The following is a 20,341-nucleotide window of genomic DNA, read 5'->3' as shown; positions in this document are numbered from 1 at the left end:
TGGCGGGGGCTTCGGGTGCGTACGGCGCCCGGAGCCCCCGTCCGCGTCAGGAGCAGACCTTGCCGTCCTTCGGCACCGTCCCGTTCAGCAGGTAGGCGTCCACCGTCGAGTCGACGCAGTCGCTCCCGTTGCCGTACGCCCCATGTCCCTCGCCCTTCCAGGTGAGTTCGACGCCCACGCCCCGGCCCAGTTCGTCGGCCATTCTTCGGGCGCCCTCGTACGGGGTGGCCGGGTCCCCGGTGTTGCCGACCAGCAGGATCGGTGCCGCGCCCGGCGCGCTGACCTCCGGAGTGTCGTACTGGCCCGGCACCGGCCAGTCGTGGCACCAGCCCGCCGTGTCCCAGCCCAGGAAGTCCCCGAACACCGGTGAGATCCGCTCGAACTCCGCCAATCGCCGCTTGGTCTCGGCGAGCGTGGGCCGCTGTTTGTCGTCCAAGCACGATATGACTCGCTGGGAGTGGGTCGTGGTGCCGTAGCGGCCCGAGGCGTCCCGGTCGTTGTACTCGTCGGCGAGCTGCAGAAGCCCCGAACCGTCGCCCCGCTCCGCCGACTTCAGGGCGTCGGTCAGCCTCGGCCACATCGACTCGCTGTACAGCGGCAGGACGATCCCGGTGACCGCGAGCGTCTGGGTGAGCTTCCGGCCGGACGGCGTCGGCAGCGGCTCGGCGTCGATCCGTGCCAGCAGGCCGGCCACCCTCCGGGAGCCCTGTTCGGGGTCCTGGCCGGTGGACTTGAGATAGGCGTCCAAGGCCCGCTGGAAGCCGCGTGCCTGGTTCTCGGCGTGGCCCACCGTGTCCGCGGTCGGGTCGACCACCGCGTCGAGGACCAGCCTGCCCACCCGCTTCGGGAACAGGTGGGCGTAGACACCGCCGAGTTCGGTGCCGTAGGAGATGCCGAAGTAGTGCAGTTTGCCGTCGCCGAGGACCTGGCGCATCAGATCCATGTCGCGGGCGGTGTCGGTGGTGGACACATGCGCCAGCAGCGGGCCGGCGGCCTTCTGGCAGCCTTTGCCGAAGTCGGTGGCGTCCTGGAGGTACGCCTTCTCCTCGGCCGGGGTGTCCGGTGTGGCGTCCACGGACTCGGCGGCCTGGATCTCCCGGTCGCCGCGGCAGCGGACGCCGCCGCTCGCGCCGACCCCTCGGGGGTCCCAGCTGACCAGGTCGTAGCGCTCGTGGAGGGCGGAGACGGAGGCCTCGAAGTACGGCATCGTCGACACGCCCGAGCCGCCCGGGCCGCCGAAGTTGAACAGCAGCGAGCCGATGCGGTCACCGCCGGTCGCCCGCGCGCGGACGAGGGCGAGCCCGATCGTCCTGCCGTCCGGCCGGGTCCAGTCCAGCGGCACCTTGAGCGTCGCGCACCGCCAGGCGTCGCTCGGCGCGGACGAGGTCCCGGTGGCCTTGCAGCGGCGCCAGTCGAGGCGCTGGGAGGTGAGGGAAGCCGGAAGGGCGGTCGGCGCCGGCGCGGCCGTGGAGCGCGGAGCCGAACCGGCTCCCTTGCCCTCGTCCTTGTTCCCGCCCCCGCCCGACGAACCGCCGCACCCGGCCAGCAGCAGCCCTGCCGCCAGCGCGGCCGTCCACCGCAGGAATCGCACCATGCGCACCCCCCTGACAGGCCCGCCGCATCGTGCCGCGCCGGGCGTTCAGGCCATGGTAGGCGCCCGGGGCTCGGCCTGCTGGAGCCTGTGGATAACTCTCTGACCTGCTGTTTCGCCTGCTGTGAGGGTCTGCTGTCGTCGGGGGTCTGTCAGGAGCAGACCGTGTTGGCCTTCGGTGTCTTCCCGTCCAGCAGGTAGCCGTTCACCGCGCTCTGCACGCACTTGTTCTTGCTGTCGTAGGCGCCGTGCCCCTGGCCCTTGTACGTCAGCTCGATGCCGACGCCCTTGCCGAGCGCTTCCACCATCTTCCGCGCGCCCTCGTAGGGGGTGGCCGGGTCGCCGGTGTTGCCGACGACCAGGATGGGTGCCGCCCCCGGTGCGCTGACGTCGGGATGGTCGGCGGCGCCCGGCACCGCCCAGTTCGTGCAGCTGACCATGCCCCAGGCCAGGTAGTCCCCGAACAGCGGGGAGGCGGCGCGGAACTCGGGCAGCTTCCGCTGGACGTCGTCCGGGGTGTAACGGGGCTTCTCGTCGGAGCAGTTGATGGCGGTGTTCGCCGCGGTGAGGTTGCTGTACTCGCCGTTCTCGCTGCGGCCGTTCATCGAGTCGGAGAGCAGCATGAGGACCTTGCCGTCGCCGTCGTACGCCTGCTCCAGCCCCTCGGTGAGGTACTCCCAGAAGTCCTTCGAGTACAGCGACTGCGCGATGCCGTTGGTGGCGGCGGTCTGCGTCAGCTGACGCGGGAAGATGCCCGGGATCGGCTTCTTCTCCAGGTCGGCGAGGAGTTTCGCGATGCGGTCCTTCACCTCCTGCTCGGTGCTGCCGATCGGGCACTCCTCGGTCTTCGAGGTGCAGTCCTTCGCGAAGTTGTCGAGCGCCAGCTGGAAGCCCCTGGCCTGTCCGAGCGCGCTCTGCTCCGGGGTCTGCGTGGGGTCGACGACCGCGTCGAGGACCAGCCTGCCCACCCGCTTCGGGAACAGGTGGGCGTAGACACCGCCGAGTTCGGTGCCGTAGGAGATGCCGAAGTAGTGCAGTTTGCCGTCGCCGAGGACCTGGCGCATCAGGTCCATGTCGCGGGCCGCGTCCGTGGTGCGCACATGCGGCAGGATCGTCTTGGAGTTCTTCTCGCAGGCCGCGTTGAACTGCTTGGTGCGTTTCAGGAGCTGGACCTGTTCGGTGCGGTCGTCCGGGGTCGCGTCCTGCTGGAAGTACTCGTCCAGCTGGGCGTCGCTTTCGCATTCCACCGGGGCGCTGCGGCCGACCCCGCGCGGATCGAAGCTGACCAGGTCGTAGCGGGTGCGCAGGTCCGCGTAGTCCGCGCCGAACGCGGGCAGCGTGGTCACGCCGCTGCCGCCCGGGCCGCCGAAGTTGAACACGAGCGAGCCGATCCGCCTGCTCGCGGGCCCACTGGCCTGGGCGCGGATCAGGGCGATGCCGATGGTGTCGCCCTTCGGCTTGCTCCAGTCCAGTGGCGCTTTCATGGTCGCGCACTGCCACTCCCCGCCGTTCGGCAGCGGCGAGGGAGGACTGCCGCCGCCCTCCGCCTCGGAGGGGGCTGGGCAGTCCTTCCAGTCCAGCTTCTGCGCCGTGAGATCCCCGTCCTTGCCGCTGTCGCCGCATCCGGCCAGCACAGCGGAGAGCAGCACAGCGGTGGTCGTCAGCGCGGCGGCGCGCAGCCGGAACGGGTTCGCCATACTCCCATCGTGGGGGCGCGCACTCCGGGGCGCGCGGGACGCGGGCCGTACGAGGTACATCACCTGTGGGGCCGGGACCGCCCCTGGTCAGGCTCCCTCAGAGCGCTCCCTTGCGGGTGAGGTGGTTGAAGGCCAGCCAGCCCGGCAGCACCGGCAGCCACAGGGTCAGCAGCCGGAACAGCAGGACGGCCGGCGCGGCGACCTCCTTGGGCAGGCCTACGGCGATGAGGCCGACGGTGAGGGTCGCCTCGACCGCGCCCACGCCGCCGGGGGTGGGCGCCGCGGAGCCGAGCGCGTTGCCGGCGAGGAAGACGACGGCGACGCTGGCGATGCTCAGCGACACCGATCCGTCGCCGAAGGCCCGGATGGAGGCGTCCAGGCACATCACGAAGCAGGCGGTCAGCAGCAGCATGCCGCCGATGCCGGTGATGAGTTTCTGGGGCCGCTGCAGCACGTCGAGCATCCGCGGTACGACACCGGCGAACAGCGACCTCACGCGCGTGACGACGAACTTCCGCAGGAACGGCACCGAGGTGACCACGAGGACCAGGACGGCCACGGTCAGCAGACCGGCGATGACCGTGCGGGACGGCGACAGCGACGGTGTCTTCTCGGTGCCGGTGAGATAGCCGAAGGACAGCAGCATCAGGATGTGGCAGCCGAGCCCGAACAGCTGCGAGGCGCCGACGCTCGCCACCGCGAGGCCCGGGCGTACGCCGGCGCGTTGCAGGAAGCGCGTGTTGAGGGCCACACCGCCGACGGCGGCCGGCGCCACGATCTTCACGAACGACCCGGCGACCTGCGCCGCCACGGTCCGCGGGAACGGCACCCGTTCCGGTACGAAGCCCAGCAGGGCCATCGCGGCGGCGACGTAGCTGAGCGCGGAGAACAGCACCGCGGCGGCCACCCAGCCCCACTGGGCCTGCGCGAACAGCGTGCCGAACTCGATGTGGGTGAGCTGCGTCAGCAGGTAGTACGCGCCGATCGCACCGGCGATGAAGCTGATCAGGGTGCGCGGCCGGATTCGCTCCAGGCGGGCCGGTTCCACGGGCGCCTGGGGCCTGATCCGCAGTACCTGGTGCCGGATCTGGGTGAGCAGATCCTCCTCGCGGGCCTCTTCGAGGGCTTCGTCGATGGCCCGCTTCTCCGCGCGCTGCTCGGCGCGGACCGCCTTCTTGTCGGGCTTTTCGAGCCCGGGCGGGGCCGTCTCGGACGCCTCCTCCAGACGGGCCAGCTTCGCCTGCCGGGAGGCTTCGAGCACCGCTTCCCGCTCGCGCTGGGCCCGCTCCCGGGCCAGTCGGCGCAGCGTCGCGCGCGTGGAGCGCGTCAGCGCGATCGGCTGGAGCATCGGCAGACAGTCGGCGACCGCGTCCGGGCCGAGCACCCCGACCGCCGAGGCCACCGCCCGCTCGGCACCGACCCGCAGGCCGAGCGTGGTGACCAGCTGGGCGACGTCCATGCGCAGCAGCAGATCGCCCGCCGCGATCTCGCCGCCGCGCAGTTCGGTGAGGATGACCCTGCCGGAACGATCCACCAGAATCGCGTCTCCGGCCAGCCTCCGGTGCGCGATGCGCCGGGACTGCAGCGCCCGCACCTGGTGCCAGGTGTTGCGCAGCAGCTCGTCGGTGATGTCCTCGTCGGCCAGCGAGTCCAGGGTGCTCCCGCCGGTGTGCTCGTAGACGAGCATGACCGCGTCCGGGCCGAGTTCGGAGGTGGCGATCAGCTTGGGCGCGTTGGCGCCCGCCGCGATCGCCGCGTACGCCAGCAGCGCCTCCTGCTCCAGTGCCTGGCGCAGCGACTGGAGGCTGGAGCGGGTGGCGAAGCCGCGCAGGGTGAGATTGCGCCAGGCGCGGTAGAAGAAGCCCTGCGCCTGCTGCTCCCGGTCGACGACCGTGACGTCCAGCGGCGGGCCGTCCTCCAGGGTGACGAAGTAGCGCCGGCCCCGGTCGCCGTTCTCCGTCTCCACGGCCTCCTCACGGGCCGCGCTGACGGGATGGAAGCCCACGTGCCTCAGGCCCGCCATCAGGGTCTGGCCGGTCGGGCGGACATTGGGGGAGCCGACCGCGTACAGGGTGCCGTAGGCGATGGTCCAGCCGATCAGTACCGTCAGGATGATCGAGAAGGGGGTCGTGTAGCCGGTGACCAGCATCGAGAACGCGTCGAGCAGCAGCACGATCCACAGCACCGCGCGCCATCTTGGTCTGCGGGACATGCCGACGGCCGTCATGTAGGCGATGACGGGCGCCAGATAGCCGTGCACCGGGTCGGTCAGGGCGTGGATGTCGCCCGGTGACGGCTGGGTGAGCGCCTCCTGGATCGAGTCCGGGGCGGCCCGGGCGACCCACAGGTCGGTGGCGAGCGTCACTCCGTGCGCCAGGACGGCCGCGAGGACGCCGTCGGCGATGCGCAGCCCGTCCCGTTTGATCAGCCGTTCGATCGCGAACGCGACCGGCACCAGCAGGATCGCGATGCTGGACGCCAGCCCCGCGATCTTGATCAGCAGGTCCGGGGCCTGCCCGGTGCCCTTGTTGATGTCCTGTTCGAGACCCGAGGTGGTGCCGTGCGCGAACGCGGCGATGGCGAGCAGCACCACGATGCCCAGCAGGCCCACCAGGAGCCGCATCAGGTCGGAGGGGCGGTGCACGCGCGCGGGAAGCAGTGGTTCGTCGCGTTCGACCTGCTCGGCGTGGGGGTCGTCGTCGGCGCACGGACGGTGGTCCGGGGGCGTGGTCCCGGGGACGTGCGTCACCTCGGGGACGGGCGGCCCCTCGGCGGCAGCATCAGCTCCGCCGTCGCCACGCGCGCGCGTGCGCTCGCTTTCGTCCGTATCGGGGGCGTCTTCCCGCGCGCGCGTCCCGCCGTCCTGGTGCGGACCGGTGTCTTCCTGCTCGCGCTGACCAGCGTCGTCCTGCGCGCGCGGACCGGTGCCCTTCTGGGCCTGCGGACCGGTGTCTTCCTGCTGCGCGCCGGTGCCGCCGTCGTCCGCGCGGGTGGGACCGGGGCGCGCGGAGGCGTCAGGGGTGCCCGCCGCTCCTTCGGGGTGCACGCCCTGCTCCTTCATGGTCTCTTCTTGGTCTCGTATCACCAGTCACCGCCCGCACGATGGTGGCATGCCCCACCGACACTCACGGGCATCAGGGTGCGGATGCGCGGGCGCACAGTCTGCCCCAAGGACCGCGCGGGGGCGAGAGGACCGTTCCTCACGGCCCCCGCCGGAACGTCGGCGGGGTGCGGCAGGATGGGGTGGATGAGCGAGCAGAGCCCTCCCGAAGACGCCCGCGCGGAGTGCGCGGACGCCCTGCCGGGGTACGCGGACGCCCTGCCGGACTACGCCGAGCGGGTCCTGGAGGTCGCCGAGCGGATTCCGCCGGGCCGGGTCATGACCTACGGCGATGTCGCGGAGTGGCTGGAGGAGGGCGGGCCGCGCCAGGTCGGCCGGGTGATGGCCCTCTACGGCGGCACGGTCCCGTGGTGGCGGGTCGTACGCGCCGACGGCGTGCTGCTGCCCGGACACGAACTGCGCGCGCTCGACCACTACCGCGCGGAGGGCACGCCGCTGAAGCAGGCGGGCAGCAGCACCGAGGGCCATCTGCCGCGGCTCGACATGCGACGGGCCCGATGGGACGGCGGCGCGGGTGCGGAGGGTCACACCTGACAGCTTCCGCCATCGGATGCCGCCGCGGAGGGCCTGTGGCCCGTTCGGGTGACATGGGGGACGTCCGTGGCATGCCGTACGTTCGTGAGATGTGGGACAGGCGTGACCGGCGCCGCGAGGGAAGAAGCAGAAGCCCTGCTTCCGTCCGGAGCGGCGGCGTAGCGTCGGCAGCACGTGTCCCCCCGTCCCGCGGCCACCGCCTCGCGCGTGACCGCCTGCCCGCCAGTACGACCACCAGGACCGGCACATCACGTGAGCTCCTCTTCCTCCACCAGGCGCCCGCCGCACCCACCGGTGCGGCAGGGGAGCCGTGGCGCTTACCGACTGGTCCGTACCCCTCCGGCCGTCGTGAACCCCCCTCATCCGGACGCGGCGCAGCGTGCCGTGGTTGACCACCGGACCGGACCGCTCCTCGTCCTCGCCGGTCCCGGCACCGGCAAGACCACCACGCTGGTCGAGTCCGTGGCCGCCCGGATCGCCCGGGGCGGCGACCCCGAGCGGATCCTGGTGCTCACGTTCAGCCGCAAGGCCGCCGTCGACCTGCGCGACCGCATGGCCCTGCGCATGGGCGCCGCCCGCGCCCCCAGGGCGACCACATTCCATTCCTACTGCTACGCCCTGGTCCGCGCCCACCAGGACAGCGACCGGTTCACCGAGCCGCTGCGCCTGCTCTCCGGCCCCGAGCAGGACGTCGCCGTCCGCGAGCTGCTCGCCGGCCAGCCCGAGCTGGAGCGGCTCGGCCTGACCCATGTGCGCTGGCCGGACGAACTGCGCGCCTGCCTGACCACGCGCGGCTTCGCCGACGAGGTCCGCGCCGTCCTCGCCCGCAGCCGCGAACTGGGCCTCGGTCCGGCCGCCCTGGACGCCTTCGCGCGCCGCATCGGGCGCCCCGACTGGCAGGCGGCGGCCGCGTTCCTCGCCGAGTACCTCGACACCCTCGACCTCCAGGGCGTGATCGACTACGCGGAACTGGTCCACCGCGCGGTCCTCATCGCCCGCCGCCCGGAGACCGCCGCACGGCTCGCGGCCCAGTACGACGCCGTGTACGTCGACGAGTACCAGGACACCGACCCCGCCCAGGTCCGGCTGCTGCGCGCCCTGGCCGGCGGAGGACGCACCCTGGTCGCCTTCGGCGACCCCGACCAGTCGATCTACGCCTTCCGGGGTGCCGACGTGAACGGCATCCTCGACTTCCCGGCCGCCTTCCGGCGCGCGGACGGCCGTCCCGCCCCCGTGGCGGTACTGCGCACCTCGCGCCGCTCCGGCGCCGCGCTGCTGGCCGCGACCCGCCTGATCACCCAGCGCATGCCGCTGTCCCGGCTGCCCGCCGACACGGTTCGCGCCCACCGGGAGCCGGCCGCCGTACGGGACGGCGGCCGGGTCGAGGTCCACACGTATCCGACGCCCGGCGCGGAAGTGGACAACATCGCGGACATCCTGCGCCGCGCGCACCTGGAGGACGGCGTCCCCTGGAGCGACATGGCCGTCCTGGTACGTGCGGGCTCCCGCCTCCCGACCCTCCGCCGGTCCCTCACCGCGGCCGGCGTCCCCCTGGACATCGACGGCGACGAGCTGCCCCTGCGGCACGAGCCCGCGGTCGCACCGCTGCTCACGGCCCTCCGCGCGGTGGCCACGGCCGAGGCGCGACACCGGGACGAGGAGTCGGCCGGGGGCTCGCAGGAGGGCGAACCGGCTGGTGAAGAAACCGCCGGAGACGACACCGATGCCGTCGGAGAAGGCGCCGAAGCCGCCGGAGACGACACCGATGCCGCCGGAGAAGGCACCGAAGGCACCGGAGAACGCACCGAAGGCGCCGGAGAACGCGCCAAGGGCGCCGGAGAAGGCACCGACGCTGCCGAAGAACGCACCGAAGCCCCCGCGGAACCGGCCCAGGACTCCTCCTGGCTGGACACCGAAACCGCTCTCACCCTGCTCACCTCCCCGCTCGCCGGCATGGACGCCGCCGACCTGCGCCGCCTCGGGCGCGCCCTGCGCGAGGAGGAACGGGCCGCGGGGAACCCGCTGCCGCCCCCGTCCGACGAGCTGCTCGCGCGGGCGCTCGCCGAGCCCGAGCGCCTGGCCGTGCACGACCCGGCGTACGCGCGCGGAGCGCAGCGCCTCGGCGCGCTGCTCCGCAAGGCCCGCGAACGCCTCGCCGGCGGCGGTACGGCCGAGGAGGCGCTGTGGGACCTGTGGCAGGGCACACCGTGGCCCGGACGCCTGGAACGGGCCGCCCGGCGTGGTGGCGCGGCCGGCCGCAACGCCGACCGGGACCTGGACGCCGTGTGCGCGCTGTTCGCCACCGCCGCGCGCGCGGAGGAGCGCTTCGGAGGCCGCGGCGCCCTGAACTTCCTGGAGCAGATCGAGGCCGAGGACATAGCCGCCGACACGCTCGCCCGCCGCGCGGTGCGCCCCGACGCCGTCCGCGTGATGACCGCGCACCGCGCCAAGGGCCTGGAGTGGCGGCTGGTCGTCGTCGCCGGCGTCCAGGAGGGACTCTGGCCCGACCTGCGCCGCCGCGGCTCGCTGCTGGAGGCCGACCGCATCGGCCGTGACGGACTCGCCGAGCCGCTCACCCCGGGCGCGCTGCTCGCCGAGGAGCGCCGCCTGTTCTACGTCGCCGCCACGCGCGCGTGTGACCGCCTCGTCGTCACCGCGGTGAAGGCACCGGCCGACGACGGTGACCAGCCGTCCCGGTTCCTGACCGAGCTGGGCGTCGAGCCCAGGGACGTCACCGGCCGCCCCCGCCGGCCGCTGTCCGTCGCCGCGCTCGTCGCCGAGCTGCGCGCGACCACGGTCGACCCGCGCGCGTCGGCCGCGCTGCGGGAGGCCGCCGCCCGCCGGCTCGCCCGGCTCGCCGCGCTCGCCGACGAGGACGGCCGCCCGCTGGTGCCGTCCGCACACCCCTACCGCTGGTGGGGCATGTTCGAGCCGACCGAGAGCAAGGTGCCGCTGCGCCAACGGGACCAGCCCGTGGTGCTCTCCGGCAGCGCCCTGGACCAGCTCGCCAACACCTGCGCGCTGCAGTGGTTCCTGGGCCGCGAGGTGAAGGCCGACGCCCCCGCCACCACCGCGCAGGGCTTCGGCAACGTCGTCCATGTCCTCGCCGACGAGGTCGCCTCCGGCCGCACCCCCGCCGACCTCGACGTCCTCATGGAACGCCTGGACTCCGTGTGGAACGCGCTGGCCTTCGACGCGCCGTGGAAGTCGCGGCAGGAGAAGGAGAACGCGCGCGTGGCGCTCGAACGCTTCCTGAACTGGCACGTGCTGGACCGGACGGGCCGCACCCCGGTGGCGAGCGAGCACGACTTCGACGTCACCCTCGAAGCGGGCGACTACCAGGTCCGCATCCGCGGCCAGATGGACCGCGTGGAGACGGACGCCGAGGGCCGCGCCTACGTGGTCGACTTCAAGACCGGCAAACAGGCGCCCACCGCGGGCGAGGTGGAGCGGCACCCCCAGCTCGCCGTCTACCAGCTCGCCGTCCGCGAAGGCGCCGTCGACCCGGCCTTCGACGGTGTACGCCCCGAGCCGGGCGGCGCGGAACTGGTCCACCTCAGACAGGGCGCCGCCAAGCGTGACGGGGGCGACAGCCTGCCCAAGGTGCAGACCCAGGAGCCGCCGACGGGGGAGTGGGTCGGCGAGCTGCTGGCCACCGCCGCCGGAAAGGTCCTCGACGAGCGGTTCACGCCGAGCGCCGGCCAGCACTGCGCGCACTGCGCGTTCCGGGCATCGTGCAGCGCGCGCCCGGAGGGACGGCACGTGGTCGAGTGACGTGCCCCGGCGCGGGTGACGTACGGCACCACAGGGGCTGACCTGCGCTTCTTCCGCCCCGAGCGACCGATCCGGTCTCGATTGTCAGTCCCCACCGCTAGCCTCTTTCGACATGCCCGCCCGTATCACCGACCCCGAGCAGCTCAAGGAGCTCCTCGGCATCCCGTTCACCCCGGAGCAGACGGCCTGCATCACCGCGCCGCCCGCCCCGCAGGTGATCGTGGCCGGCGCCGGGTCGGGCAAGACCACCGTGATGGCGGCCCGCGTGGTCTGGCTGGTGGGCACCGGACAGGTCGCCCCCGAACAGGTCCTCGGCCTGACCTTCACCAACAAGGCCGCCGGCGAGCTGGCCGAACGCGTCCGCAAGGCGCTGGTCAAGGCCGGCGTCACCGACCCCGACGTCATCGACCCCGACAACCCTCCGGGCGAGCCGGTCATCTCGACGTACCACTCCTTCGCCGGCCGCCTGCTCACCGACCACGGCCTGCGGCTCGGCCTGGAGCCCAGCTCACGCCTCCTGGCCGACGCCACCCGCTACCAGCTGGCCGCGCGCGTGCTGCGCGAGGCCCCGGGCCCGTACCCGGCACTGACCCGCTCCTTCGCCGACCTCGTCAGCGACCTGCTCGCGCTCGACTCCGAACTCGCCGAACACCTCGTCGACCCGGAGGAACTGCGCGCCTGGGACACCGGCCTGCTGCGCACCCTGGAAGGGGCCAAGCTCACCAACGCCGACCTGCGCAAGGTCCCGGAGACCGCCGCGGCCCGCCGGGAACTCGCCGAACTCGTCCAGCGCTACCGGGCCGCCAAACGCGCGCGGGACCTGCTCGACTTCGGCGACCAGATCGCCCTGTCGGCCCGCCTCGCCCGCATCCCCGAGGTGGGCCGCCTGCTGCGCGAGGAGTTCCGCGTGGTGCTCCTTGACGAGTACCAGGACACCTCCGTGGCCCAGCGCGTCCTGCTCGCCGGCCTGTTCGGCGGCGGCACCGGCCACCCGGTGACCGCCGTCGGCGACCCCTGCCAGGCCATCTACGGCTGGCGCGGCGCCTCCGTCGCCAACCTGGACGACTTCCCCGACCACTTCGCGCACGCCGACGGCAGGCCCGCCACCCGGCAGGCGCTCAGCGAGAACCGCCGCAGCGGCGGGCGCCTGCTCGACCTCGCCAACGGCCTCGCCGCCCCCCTGCGTGCCCTGCACGCGGGCGTGGAGGCCCTGCGCCCGGCCCCGGGCGCCGAGTACGACGGCACGGTCCGCTGCGCCCTGCTGTCCACCCACGCCGAGGAGATCGACTGGATCGTCGACTCCCTCGCCCACCTCGTGCACACGGGCACGCCACCCGGCGAGATCGCCGTACTGTGCCGGACCGCGACCGACTTCGCCGAGATCCAGGGCGCCCTCGTCGCCCGCGACATCCCCGTGGAGGTCGTCGGCCTCTCCGGCCTGCTGCACCTGCCCGAGATCGCCGACCTCGTCGCCGTCTGCGAGGTTCTCCAGGACCCCGGCGCCAACGCCGCCCTGGTCCGCCTGCTGACCGGACCGCGCTGGCGCATCGGCCCCCGCGACCTCGCCCTGCTGGGCCGCCGCGCCCGGCTGCTGGTCGCCCACGCGCGCGTGGACGGCACCGACGACCCGGACCGCCGGCTCGCCGAGGCCGTGGAGGGCGTCGACCCGTCCGAGGTGATCTCGCTCGCGGACGCCCTCGACACCTTCCTGGAAGCACCCATGGAGGAGGGCGACGACGACGGGCTGCCGTTCTCCCCGGACGCGCGCGTGCGCTTCGCCCGGCTCGCCGCCGAGCTGCGCGACCTGCGCCGCGCGCTGTCCGACCCGCTGATGGACGTCCTGCACCGCGTCCTCGCCGTCACCGGCCTGGAGGTGGAGCTGTCGGCGTCCCCGCACGCGCTCGCCGCCCGCCGCCGCGAAACCCTGTCCAACTTCCTGGACATCGCCGCCTCCTTCGCCGCGAGCGACAGCGAGGCCACCCTGCTGGCCTTCCTCGGCTTCCTGCGCACCGCCGCCCAGTACGAGAAGGGCCTCGACAACGCCCTGCCCGGCGGCGAGAACACCGTCAAGGTGCTCACCGCGCACAAGTCCAAGGGTTTGGAGTGGGACGTCGTGGCCGTCCCCGGACTCGTGACCGGCACCTTCCCCAGCGCCCAGGGCCGCGAGAAGTGGACCGCCCAGGCCAAGGTGCTGCCGCACGCCCTGCGCGGCGACACCGACACCCTGCCCGACGTGCACTCCTGGGACTCGCGCGGCATGAAGGCCTTCCACGAGGCCATGAAGGAGCACCAGCACACCGAGGAACTCCGCCTCGGCTACGTCACCTTCACCCGCCCCCGCTCGCTCCTGCTCGGCTCCGGCCACTGGTGGGGCCCCAGCCAGAAGAAGCCGCGCGGTCCGTCCGACTTCCTCACGGCCCTGTACGACCACTGCGCCGCCGGGTACGGCGAGATCGAGGTGTGGGCGGACCCGCCCGCCGAGGACGAGGAGAACCCGGCCCTGCACACGGCCACCGCCGACCAGGTGTGGCCGCTCCCGCTGGACGCCGCCGCCCTGGCCCGCCGCCGCGCCGCGGCCGAGACCGTCCTCGCCCACCTGGACACCCTCGCCGCCGGGCCGGCCGACGGGCGCCGGCCGGCCCTGCACGACCCCGCCGGGGCCGAAGACCCGGACTGGCCCGCGCCACCGGACGACGAGCCGTACGGTGACGCGCCGTACGGTGACGACCCGTACGGCGGCGGGCCGTATGACGAGGAGCGGTACGCCGACCTCCCCCATGAGGACAATCTTCCGCACGACGATCCGTTCGGCGACGACCCCTTCCACGCCGAGCCCCTCGACCCGTTCGACGGCGAGCCCTTCGACGGCCGGCCCGTCGACCAGGACGTCTGGAATGCCGAACGGCCCACGGTCCCGCACCAGGCGCCCGCCCCGCAGGACCGTCCCCGTGCCGTCGAACCGCAGCCCGCCGCCGCCCTCACCCCGGAGGAGGCCCGCACCACAGCCTCCTGGGACCGCGACCTGGCCGCGCTCACCGGAGAACTCCTGCGCGCCCGGCAGACCGTCACCGAGGTCCCCCTGCCCACCACGCTCACCGCGACCCAGCTGCTGCGGCTCGCCGAGGACCCGGACGGGCTCGCGCAGGAACTCGCGCGCCCCATGCCGCGCCCCCCGCAACCGGCCGCACGCCGGGGCACCCGTTTCCACGCCTGGGTGGAAACCCGCTTCGAGGAGCTGACCCTGCCCCTGCTGGAACCGGACGAGCTGCCCGGCGGCGAAGCCGAGATCGCCGACGAACGCGACCTGGAAGCCCTGAAGGAGGCCTTCGAACGCACCGAGTACGCCCGGCGCACCCCGTACCGGGTCGAGGCCCCCTTCCAGCTCACCCTGGCCGGCCGCGTAGTCCGCGGCCGCATCGACGCCGTCTACCGGCACGGCGACGGCGACGGGGCGACGTACGAGATCGTCGACTGGAAGACGGGCCGCACCCGCACCGCCGACCCGCTCCAGCTCGCCGTGTACCGGCTGGCCTGGGCCGAGCAGCAGGGCATACCGCCCGAGTCGGTCACCGCCGCGTTCCTGTACGTGCGCAGCGGCGAGGTCGTACGCCCCGAGGGCCTGCCGGACCGGGCCGCGCTGGAGCGGCTGCTCACGGGAGAGACGGAGCGCACACCGGAGGCAAGCTGAGTGTGACGAACCGCCCGCCGAGGATGCCGGCGCGGGCGGATAGGCTCGGGAGCATGAGCCAGACCCCGGACAGCGCCGTCCGCACGTACATCGAGCAGCACCGCGCCGCCTTCCTCGACGACCTCGCCGCATGGCTGCGCATCCCGTCCGTGTCGGCCCAGCCCGACCACGCTCCCGACGTACGGCGCAGCGCGGACTGGCTCGCCGCCAAGCTGAAGGAGACCGGCTTCCCGACCGCCGAGGTCTGGCAGACCCCCGGTGCCCCCGCCGTCTTCGCCGAGTGGCCGTCCGGCGACCCGCAGGCGCCCACGGTCCTGGTCTACGGTCACCACGACGTGCAGCCCGCCGCCCGCGAGGACGGCTGGGACAGCGACCCCTTCGAACCGGTCGTCCGCGAGAACCGCCTCTACGCGCGCGGGGCGGCCGACGACAAGGGCCAGGTGTTCTTCCACACACTCGGCGTCCGCGCCCACCTCGCCGCGACCGGCCGCACCGCGCCGGCCGTCAACCTCAAGCTGCTGATCGAAGGCGAGGAGGAGTCCGGCTCCCCGCACTTCCGGGCCCTGGTGGAAGAGCGCGCGGGGCGCCTCGCCGCCGACGCCGTGATCGTCTCCGACACCGGCATGTGGTCCGAGGACACCCCGACCGTGTGCACCGGCATGCGCGGCCTCGCCGAGTGCGAGATCCGGCTGTACGGCCCCGGCCAGGACATCCACTCCGGTTCCTTCGGCGGCGCCGTACCCAACCCGGCCACCGCCGCCGCCCGCCTGGTCGCCGCCCTCCACGACGAGCACGCGCGCGTGGCGGTCCCCGGCTTCTACGACGGCATCGTCGAGCTGACCGACCGCGAGCGCGAGCTGTTCGCCGAGCTGCCCTTCGACGAGGAGCGCTGGCTGCGCACCGCCAGGTCCTCCGCCCTCCACGGCGAGGCCGGATACTCGACCCTGGAGCGCATCTGGGCCCGCCCGACCGCCGAGGTCAACGGGATAGGCGGCGGCTACCAGGGCCCCGGCAGCAAGACGATCATCCCCGCCACGGCCATGGTGAAGCTGTCGTTCCGGCTGGTCGCCGGCCAGGACCCCGACCACATCGAGAAGGCCGTCCGCTCCTGGGCCGCCGAGCAGGTGCCCGCCGGGATCCGGTACGAGATCGACTTCGGCTCGGCCACGCGCCCGTGCCTGACCCCGCTCGACCACCCCGCGCTGCAGTCCGTGGCCCGCGCCATGGGCCGCGCCTTCCAGGGGCCGGTCCGCTTCACCCGGGAGGGCGGCTCCGGACCCGCCGCCGACCTCCAGGAAGTCCTCGGCGCCCCTGTGCTCTTCCTGGGCATCTCCGTCCCGTCCGACGGCTGGCACGCACCCAACGAGAAGGTGGAGCTGGACCTCCTCCTCAAGGGCGTCGAGACCAGCGCCTACCTGTGGGGTGACCTGGCCCTGAACTGGCGTACCGCGCCCTGACCGGCCGGCGCCGTACGGCAGGGCACCGCGCGCGGGGCACACTGGAGGGACCGCCCCGACCGTCCCATCGCCCCGGCCGCGCCCGGCCCGGTGCCCTCCCGCCCTACGTCCCGCCGAACCGCCCGCCGAAAGAACCGCTGCCTTGGGGGAGTTGGAAGCACCCGTGACCACCTGGACCGACCACACAGCCGACCGACCCATCTCGCTGACCGCCCCGAGCGGCATCGACCGCGCCGCCCACCACCGGCTGGACGAGGCCTGGCTCGCGGCGGCGTGGAGCCACCCCACGACCCGCTGTTTCGTGGTCTCCGGCGGCCAGGTGCTCATCGACGAGACCCCGGACGGCCGGACCGAACTCGTCATGACACCGTCCTTCGAGGCCCCGCTCACCGAGGCGCACCGCTACTTCCTCGGCATCGACGAGGACGGTGTCAGCTACTTCGCACTCCAGAAGGACGCGCTGCCCGGCCGTATCGACCAGTCCGCGCGCCCGGCGGGGCTGCGAGAGGCCGGCCTGCTGCTGTCGCCGCGCGACGTCGGGCTCATGGTGCACGCGGTCGGGCTGGAGAACTGGCAGCGCACCCACCGCTTCTGCTCCCGCTGCGGCGAGCGCACGGTCATCGCGGCGGCCGGCCACATCCGCCGCTGCCCGGCCTGCGGCGCCGAGCACTACCCGCGCACCGACCCCGCCGTGATCATGGCCGTCACCGACGAGGACGACCGCATCCTGCTCGGCCGCCAGGTCCACTGGCCCGAGGGCCGCTTCTCCACGCTCGCCGGGTTCGTGGAGCCCGGCGAGTCCATCGAGCAGGCGGTGCGCCGCGAGGTGTCCGAGGAGGTCGGCGTCACCGTCGGCCCGGTCGAGTACGTCGCCAGCCAGCCCTGGCCCTTCCCGTCCAGCCTGATGCTCGGGTTCATGGCCCGCGCCACCTCCACCGAGATCGACGTCGACGGGGACGAGATCCACGAGGCCCGCTGGTTCTCCCGCGAGGAGCTGCACGCGGCCTTCGAGTCCGGCGAGGTGCTGCCGCCCTACGGCATCTCCATCGCGGCCCGCCTGATCGAGATGTGGTACGGCAAGCCCCTGCCGACCCGCAGCTTCGTCTGAGACGGCGAACGGCGGCCCCCGAGCCGGTTCGGACTCGGGAGCCGCCGTTCGGCGCGGCTCGGGCTCAGACGGCGAGCTTCTGCTTGACCTGGGCCAGCGACGGGTTCGTCAGAGTGGAGCCGTCCGCGAAGAGCACGGTCGGGACGGTCTGGTTTCCGCCGTTCGCCTTCTCCACGAAGGCCGCGGACTCGGGGTCCTGCTCGATGTTGATCTCGGTGTAGGCGATGCCCTCCCGATCCAGCTGGCTCTTCAGCCGCCGGCAGTAGCCGCACCAAGTCGTGCTGTACATCGTCACAGTGCCCTGCATGTCTCTCGCGCTCCTCAGGCAGCTCGGAAAAGGTCGTCCACGGGGGAAACGTAAGGGACCGGCCCGCCATTCCCGGGCGACCGGCCCGCCAGTCCCGGTAGGCGCTCCCGGCTGTGACGCCTGACGCATTAGTACGACTGCGAGCCCCAGCCTGTGGACAACCGGCACAGCCGTCCCGGGCGACCTGGCAGCATGGCGGTGTGACAGCAGCAACGCATTCCACCCTTTTCCCGCAGGGCACCGGTGGCTCTCCCTACGCGGCTCCGCCGAGCGGGGCCGACGCGGTGCTCGAAGGGCTCGACCCCGAGCAGCGCGAGGTGGCCACCTCCCTGCACGGTCCGGTGTGCGTGCTGGCCGGAGCGGGAACCGGCAAGACCCGGGCGATCACCCACCGCATCGCCTACGGGGTGCGCGCCGGCATCCTCCAGCCGTCCAGCGTGCTCGCCGTCACCTTCACCAACCGCGCCGCCGGAGAGATGCGCGGCCGGCTGCGCCAGCTCGGCGCCCAGGGGGTCCAGGCCCGCACCTTCCACTCCGCCGCCCTGCGCCAGCTCCAGTACTTCTGGCCGAAAGCGATCGGTGGCTCCATGCCCCGGCTCGTCGACCGCAAGATCCAGCTCGTCGCCGACGCCGCCGCTGCCCTCGGCACCCGGCTCGACCGCAACGAGCTGCGGGACGTGACCGCCGAGATCGAATGGTCCAAGGTCACCCAGACCGTCCCCGCCGACTACCCGTACGCGGCTGCGAAGGCCGGCCGCGAGGCCCCCCGCGACCCGGCCGAGATCGCCCACCTCTACGCCGCCTACGAGGACCTCAAGCGCGACCGCGCGGTCATCGACTTCGAGGACGTCCTGCTGCTCACCGTCGCCGTCCTCCAGGACCGGCACGACATCGCCGAACAGGTCCGCGCGCAGTACCAGCACTTCGTCGTGGACGAATACCAGGACGTCAGCCCCCTCCAGCAGCGGCTGCTGGACCTGTGGCTCGGCGACCGCGACAACCTGTGCGTCGTCGGTGACGCCAGCCAGACCATCTACTCGTTCACGGGAGCAACGCCCGACCACCTGCTCGACTTCCGCGTCCGCCACCCCGGCGCCACCGTCGTCAAACTGGTCCGCGACTACCGCTCCAGCCCCCAGATCGTCCACCTCGCCAACGGCCTGCTCGCCCAGGCCCGGGGCCGCGCCGCGGGCCACCGGCTGGAACTCGTCTCCCAGCGCCCCGCGGGACCCGAACCCGTCTACACCGAGTACACCGACGAACCCGCCGAGGCCGAAGGCGCCGCCCGCCGTATCCGCGAGCTGATCGACGCGGGCGTCCCGGCCGCCGAGATCGCCGTCCTGTTCCGCACCAACTCCCAGTCCGAGACCTACGAACAGGCGCTCGCCGACGCCGGGGTGCCCTACCAGCTGCGCGGCGCCGAGCGCTTCTTCGACCGGCCCGAGGTCCGCAAGGCCGGCATCGCCCTGCGCGGCGCCGCCCGCTTCGGCGGCAACGACTCCCTCCTCGACGACGTCGTGGACCTGCCCTCCCAGGTGCGCGCCGTCCTCTCCGGCGAGGGCTGGACCAGCGAACCCCCGGCCGGCTCCGGCGCCGTCAGAGAGCGCTGGGAATCCCTGGCCGCCCTGGTCAACCTCGCCCACGACCTCGCCGCGGCCAGACCCGGAGTCACCCTCGCCGACTTCGTGGCGGAACTGGACGAACGCGCCAACGCACAGCACGCCCCCACCGTCCAGGGCGTCACCCTGGCCTCCCTGCACGCCGCCAAGGGCCTGGAGTGGGACGTCGTCTTCCTGGTCGGCATCGCCGAAGGCATGCTGCCCATCACCTACGCCCGCACCGACGAGCAGATCGAGGAGGAACGCCGACTGCTCTACGTCGGCGTGACCCGCGCCCGGGAACGCCTCCATCTGTCCTGGGCCCTGTCCCGCTCACCCGGCGGCCGTCCCAACCGCCGGCCCAGCCGCTTCCTCGACGGGCTGCGCCCCGGCACCACCCCCACCGTCGGCCACGCCGGCGCCGGCACGGGCGCGGGCGTCGAACGCGGGACCGTCGCGAGCACCGCCGTCACCCCCCGGCGCACCCAGCGGACCCCCGCCCGCTGCCGGGTCTGCGGCCGCACGCTCACCGACGCGGGCGAGATGAAGCTGATGCGCTGCGAGGACTGCCCCTCGGACATGGACGAAGGGCTCTACGAGCGGCTCCGGGAGTGGCGCGGGGTGCAGGCAGAGCGCAGCGGGCAGCCGGACTTCTGCGTCTTCACCGACCGGACGCTGATGGCCATCGCGGAGGCGTGCCCGGAGAGCCCCGCCGAACTGGCCCGCATCCCCGGCGTCCTGAACCGCAAGCTGCGCAGCTACGGAGCCGACGTTCTGGCCATCTGCGCAGGTCAGGAACCCGGTGAAGACGACGGCAGCGACTGATGCCAACTCGTCGAAAAAATAGTTTGCGCATGCCCCGCGAATCCCCATAGGTTCTAGGCACGGAAGCAGCGGCCTTCTCCAAGGCCCGGATTCCGTGTTGTACTTGCATATCCGAACGGGACTGGTTCACCCCGGTCCCTTGAGACGCCGAGAGGAGGCGAGTCCAGTGATCAGCATCAACTTCAGCACCACCGTCAGCACGGCCAAACTGACCGATCGCTCGGCCGTCTCCACGTGCATGCTCGGCGCCTCGAACCAGGGCACCGGTCTGTCCGGCATCCGTGCCGTGCGTCCGGCGTCCTCCCCTGCCCTCACGGGTCTTCCCATCCGTGAGCGCAACGAGCGACCGACCAAGGCACTGGAAGCGGTAGCGGCACAGGCGCACGCCTATGCCTTTGCGGCGGCCGGTGCCGGATTCCGGAAGCAGACGACGCAGCACCACCTGATGTGGGCCTTCCGTGGGCCAGAACCCTGGAGTGATCCAGCCTGATCGCCGATCAGGCCGGCGCCTTCAGGGCCGCGGAACCCCATCCGGGATCCGCGGCCCTTCTGTTTTCCCCGAACGGGGACGACGGAGCGAAGGGGCCTCGGGACAGGAAAAGAACCCGGTACCCAGCCGACACCCGGTCAACCGGCCGGAC

At 73.0% G+C, this 20,341-nt stretch carries 11 protein-coding genes; 7 read left to right on the top strand and 4 right to left on the bottom strand.

Annotation, left to right across the window (positions count from 1 at the left end):
• Window positions 1-46: 46 nt before the first annotated feature.
• The 3 genes from AB0L21_RS32460 to AB0L21_RS32450 all read right to left on the bottom strand — a co-directional run bounded on the left by AB0L21_RS32460 (window position 47) and on the right by AB0L21_RS32450 (window position 6,349).
• A complete protein-coding gene (locus AB0L21_RS32460) occupies window positions 47-1,594 on the bottom strand; it encodes an alpha/beta hydrolase (RefSeq protein ID WP_365788000.1) in 1,548 nt (515 codons plus the stop codon).
• A gap of 149 nt (window positions 1,595-1,743) precedes the next feature.
• The gene (locus tag AB0L21_RS32455; protein WP_365787999.1) at window positions 1,744-3,288 is read right to left on the bottom strand and encodes an alpha/beta hydrolase; all 1,545 of its coding nucleotides are present in this window, start codon (window positions 3,286-3,288) and stop codon (window positions 1,744-1,746) included.
• 97 nt (window positions 3,289-3,385) lie between these two features.
• Window positions 3,386-6,349, bottom strand: a complete 2,964-nt coding sequence (locus tag AB0L21_RS32450; RefSeq protein WP_365787998.1) for a lysylphosphatidylglycerol synthase domain-containing protein — start codon at window positions 6,347-6,349, stop codon at window positions 3,386-3,388.
• 186 nt (window positions 6,350-6,535) lie between these two features.
• On the opposite strand from AB0L21_RS32450, the gene AB0L21_RS32445 reads away from it, so the two are divergent.
• From AB0L21_RS32445 to nudC, 5 genes are all read left to right on the top strand, one after another.
• Window positions 6,536-6,943, top strand: coding sequence for an MGMT family protein (locus AB0L21_RS32445; protein ID WP_365706837.1), 408 nt, complete (start codon window positions 6,536-6,538; stop codon window positions 6,941-6,943).
• A gap of 252 nt (window positions 6,944-7,195) precedes the next feature.
• Entirely contained in the window at window positions 7,196-10,717 is a 3,522-nt protein-coding gene (locus tag AB0L21_RS32440; protein WP_365787997.1) for a UvrD-helicase domain-containing protein, read from the top strand.
• 112 nt (window positions 10,718-10,829) lie between these two features.
• Window positions 10,830-14,405: a UvrD-helicase domain-containing protein gene (locus tag AB0L21_RS32435; RefSeq protein ID WP_365787996.1), complete on the top strand. Its 3,576-nt coding sequence runs from the start codon at window positions 10,830-10,832 to the stop codon at window positions 14,403-14,405.
• 53 nt (window positions 14,406-14,458) lie between these two features.
• Window positions 14,459-15,862, top strand: coding sequence for a dipeptidase (locus AB0L21_RS32430; protein WP_365706843.1), 1,404 nt, complete (start codon window positions 14,459-14,461; stop codon window positions 15,860-15,862).
• Between the two features lie 163 nt (window positions 15,863-16,025).
• Complete coding sequence (gene nudC, locus AB0L21_RS32425; RefSeq protein ID WP_364865969.1) at window positions 16,026-16,970, top strand: NAD(+) diphosphatase; 945 nt, start codon at window positions 16,026-16,028, stop codon at window positions 16,968-16,970.
• Window positions 16,971-17,034: 64 nt separating this feature from the next.
• Here the strand turns inward: nudC and AB0L21_RS32420 are convergent, their stop codons facing one another.
• Entirely contained in the window at window positions 17,035-17,277 is a 243-nt protein-coding gene (locus AB0L21_RS32420; RefSeq protein ID WP_365706845.1) for a mycoredoxin, read from the bottom strand.
• A gap of 113 nt (window positions 17,278-17,390) precedes the next feature.
• Between AB0L21_RS32420 and AB0L21_RS32415 the strand changes: the two genes are divergently transcribed.
• Window positions 17,391-19,700 carry an ATP-dependent DNA helicase UvrD2 gene (locus AB0L21_RS32415; RefSeq protein ID WP_365706847.1) on the top strand — a complete coding sequence of 770 codons (2,310 nt, stop codon included), beginning with the start codon at window positions 17,391-17,393 and terminating at the stop codon, window positions 19,698-19,700.
• 166 nt (window positions 19,701-19,866) lie between these two features.
• Complete coding sequence (locus AB0L21_RS32410) at window positions 19,867-20,190, top strand: hypothetical protein (protein ID WP_365787995.1); 324 nt, start codon at window positions 19,867-19,869, stop codon at window positions 20,188-20,190.
• Window positions 20,191-20,341 lie beyond the last annotated feature (151 nt).

The organism is Streptomyces sp. NPDC052721 (genome assembly GCF_040678315.1).
Classification (GTDB): Bacteria; Actinomycetota; Actinomycetes; order Streptomycetales; family Streptomycetaceae; genus Streptomyces.
Note: the sequence above shows the minus strand (reverse complement) of the source record. Positions and strands in the feature narration are given on the sequence as shown.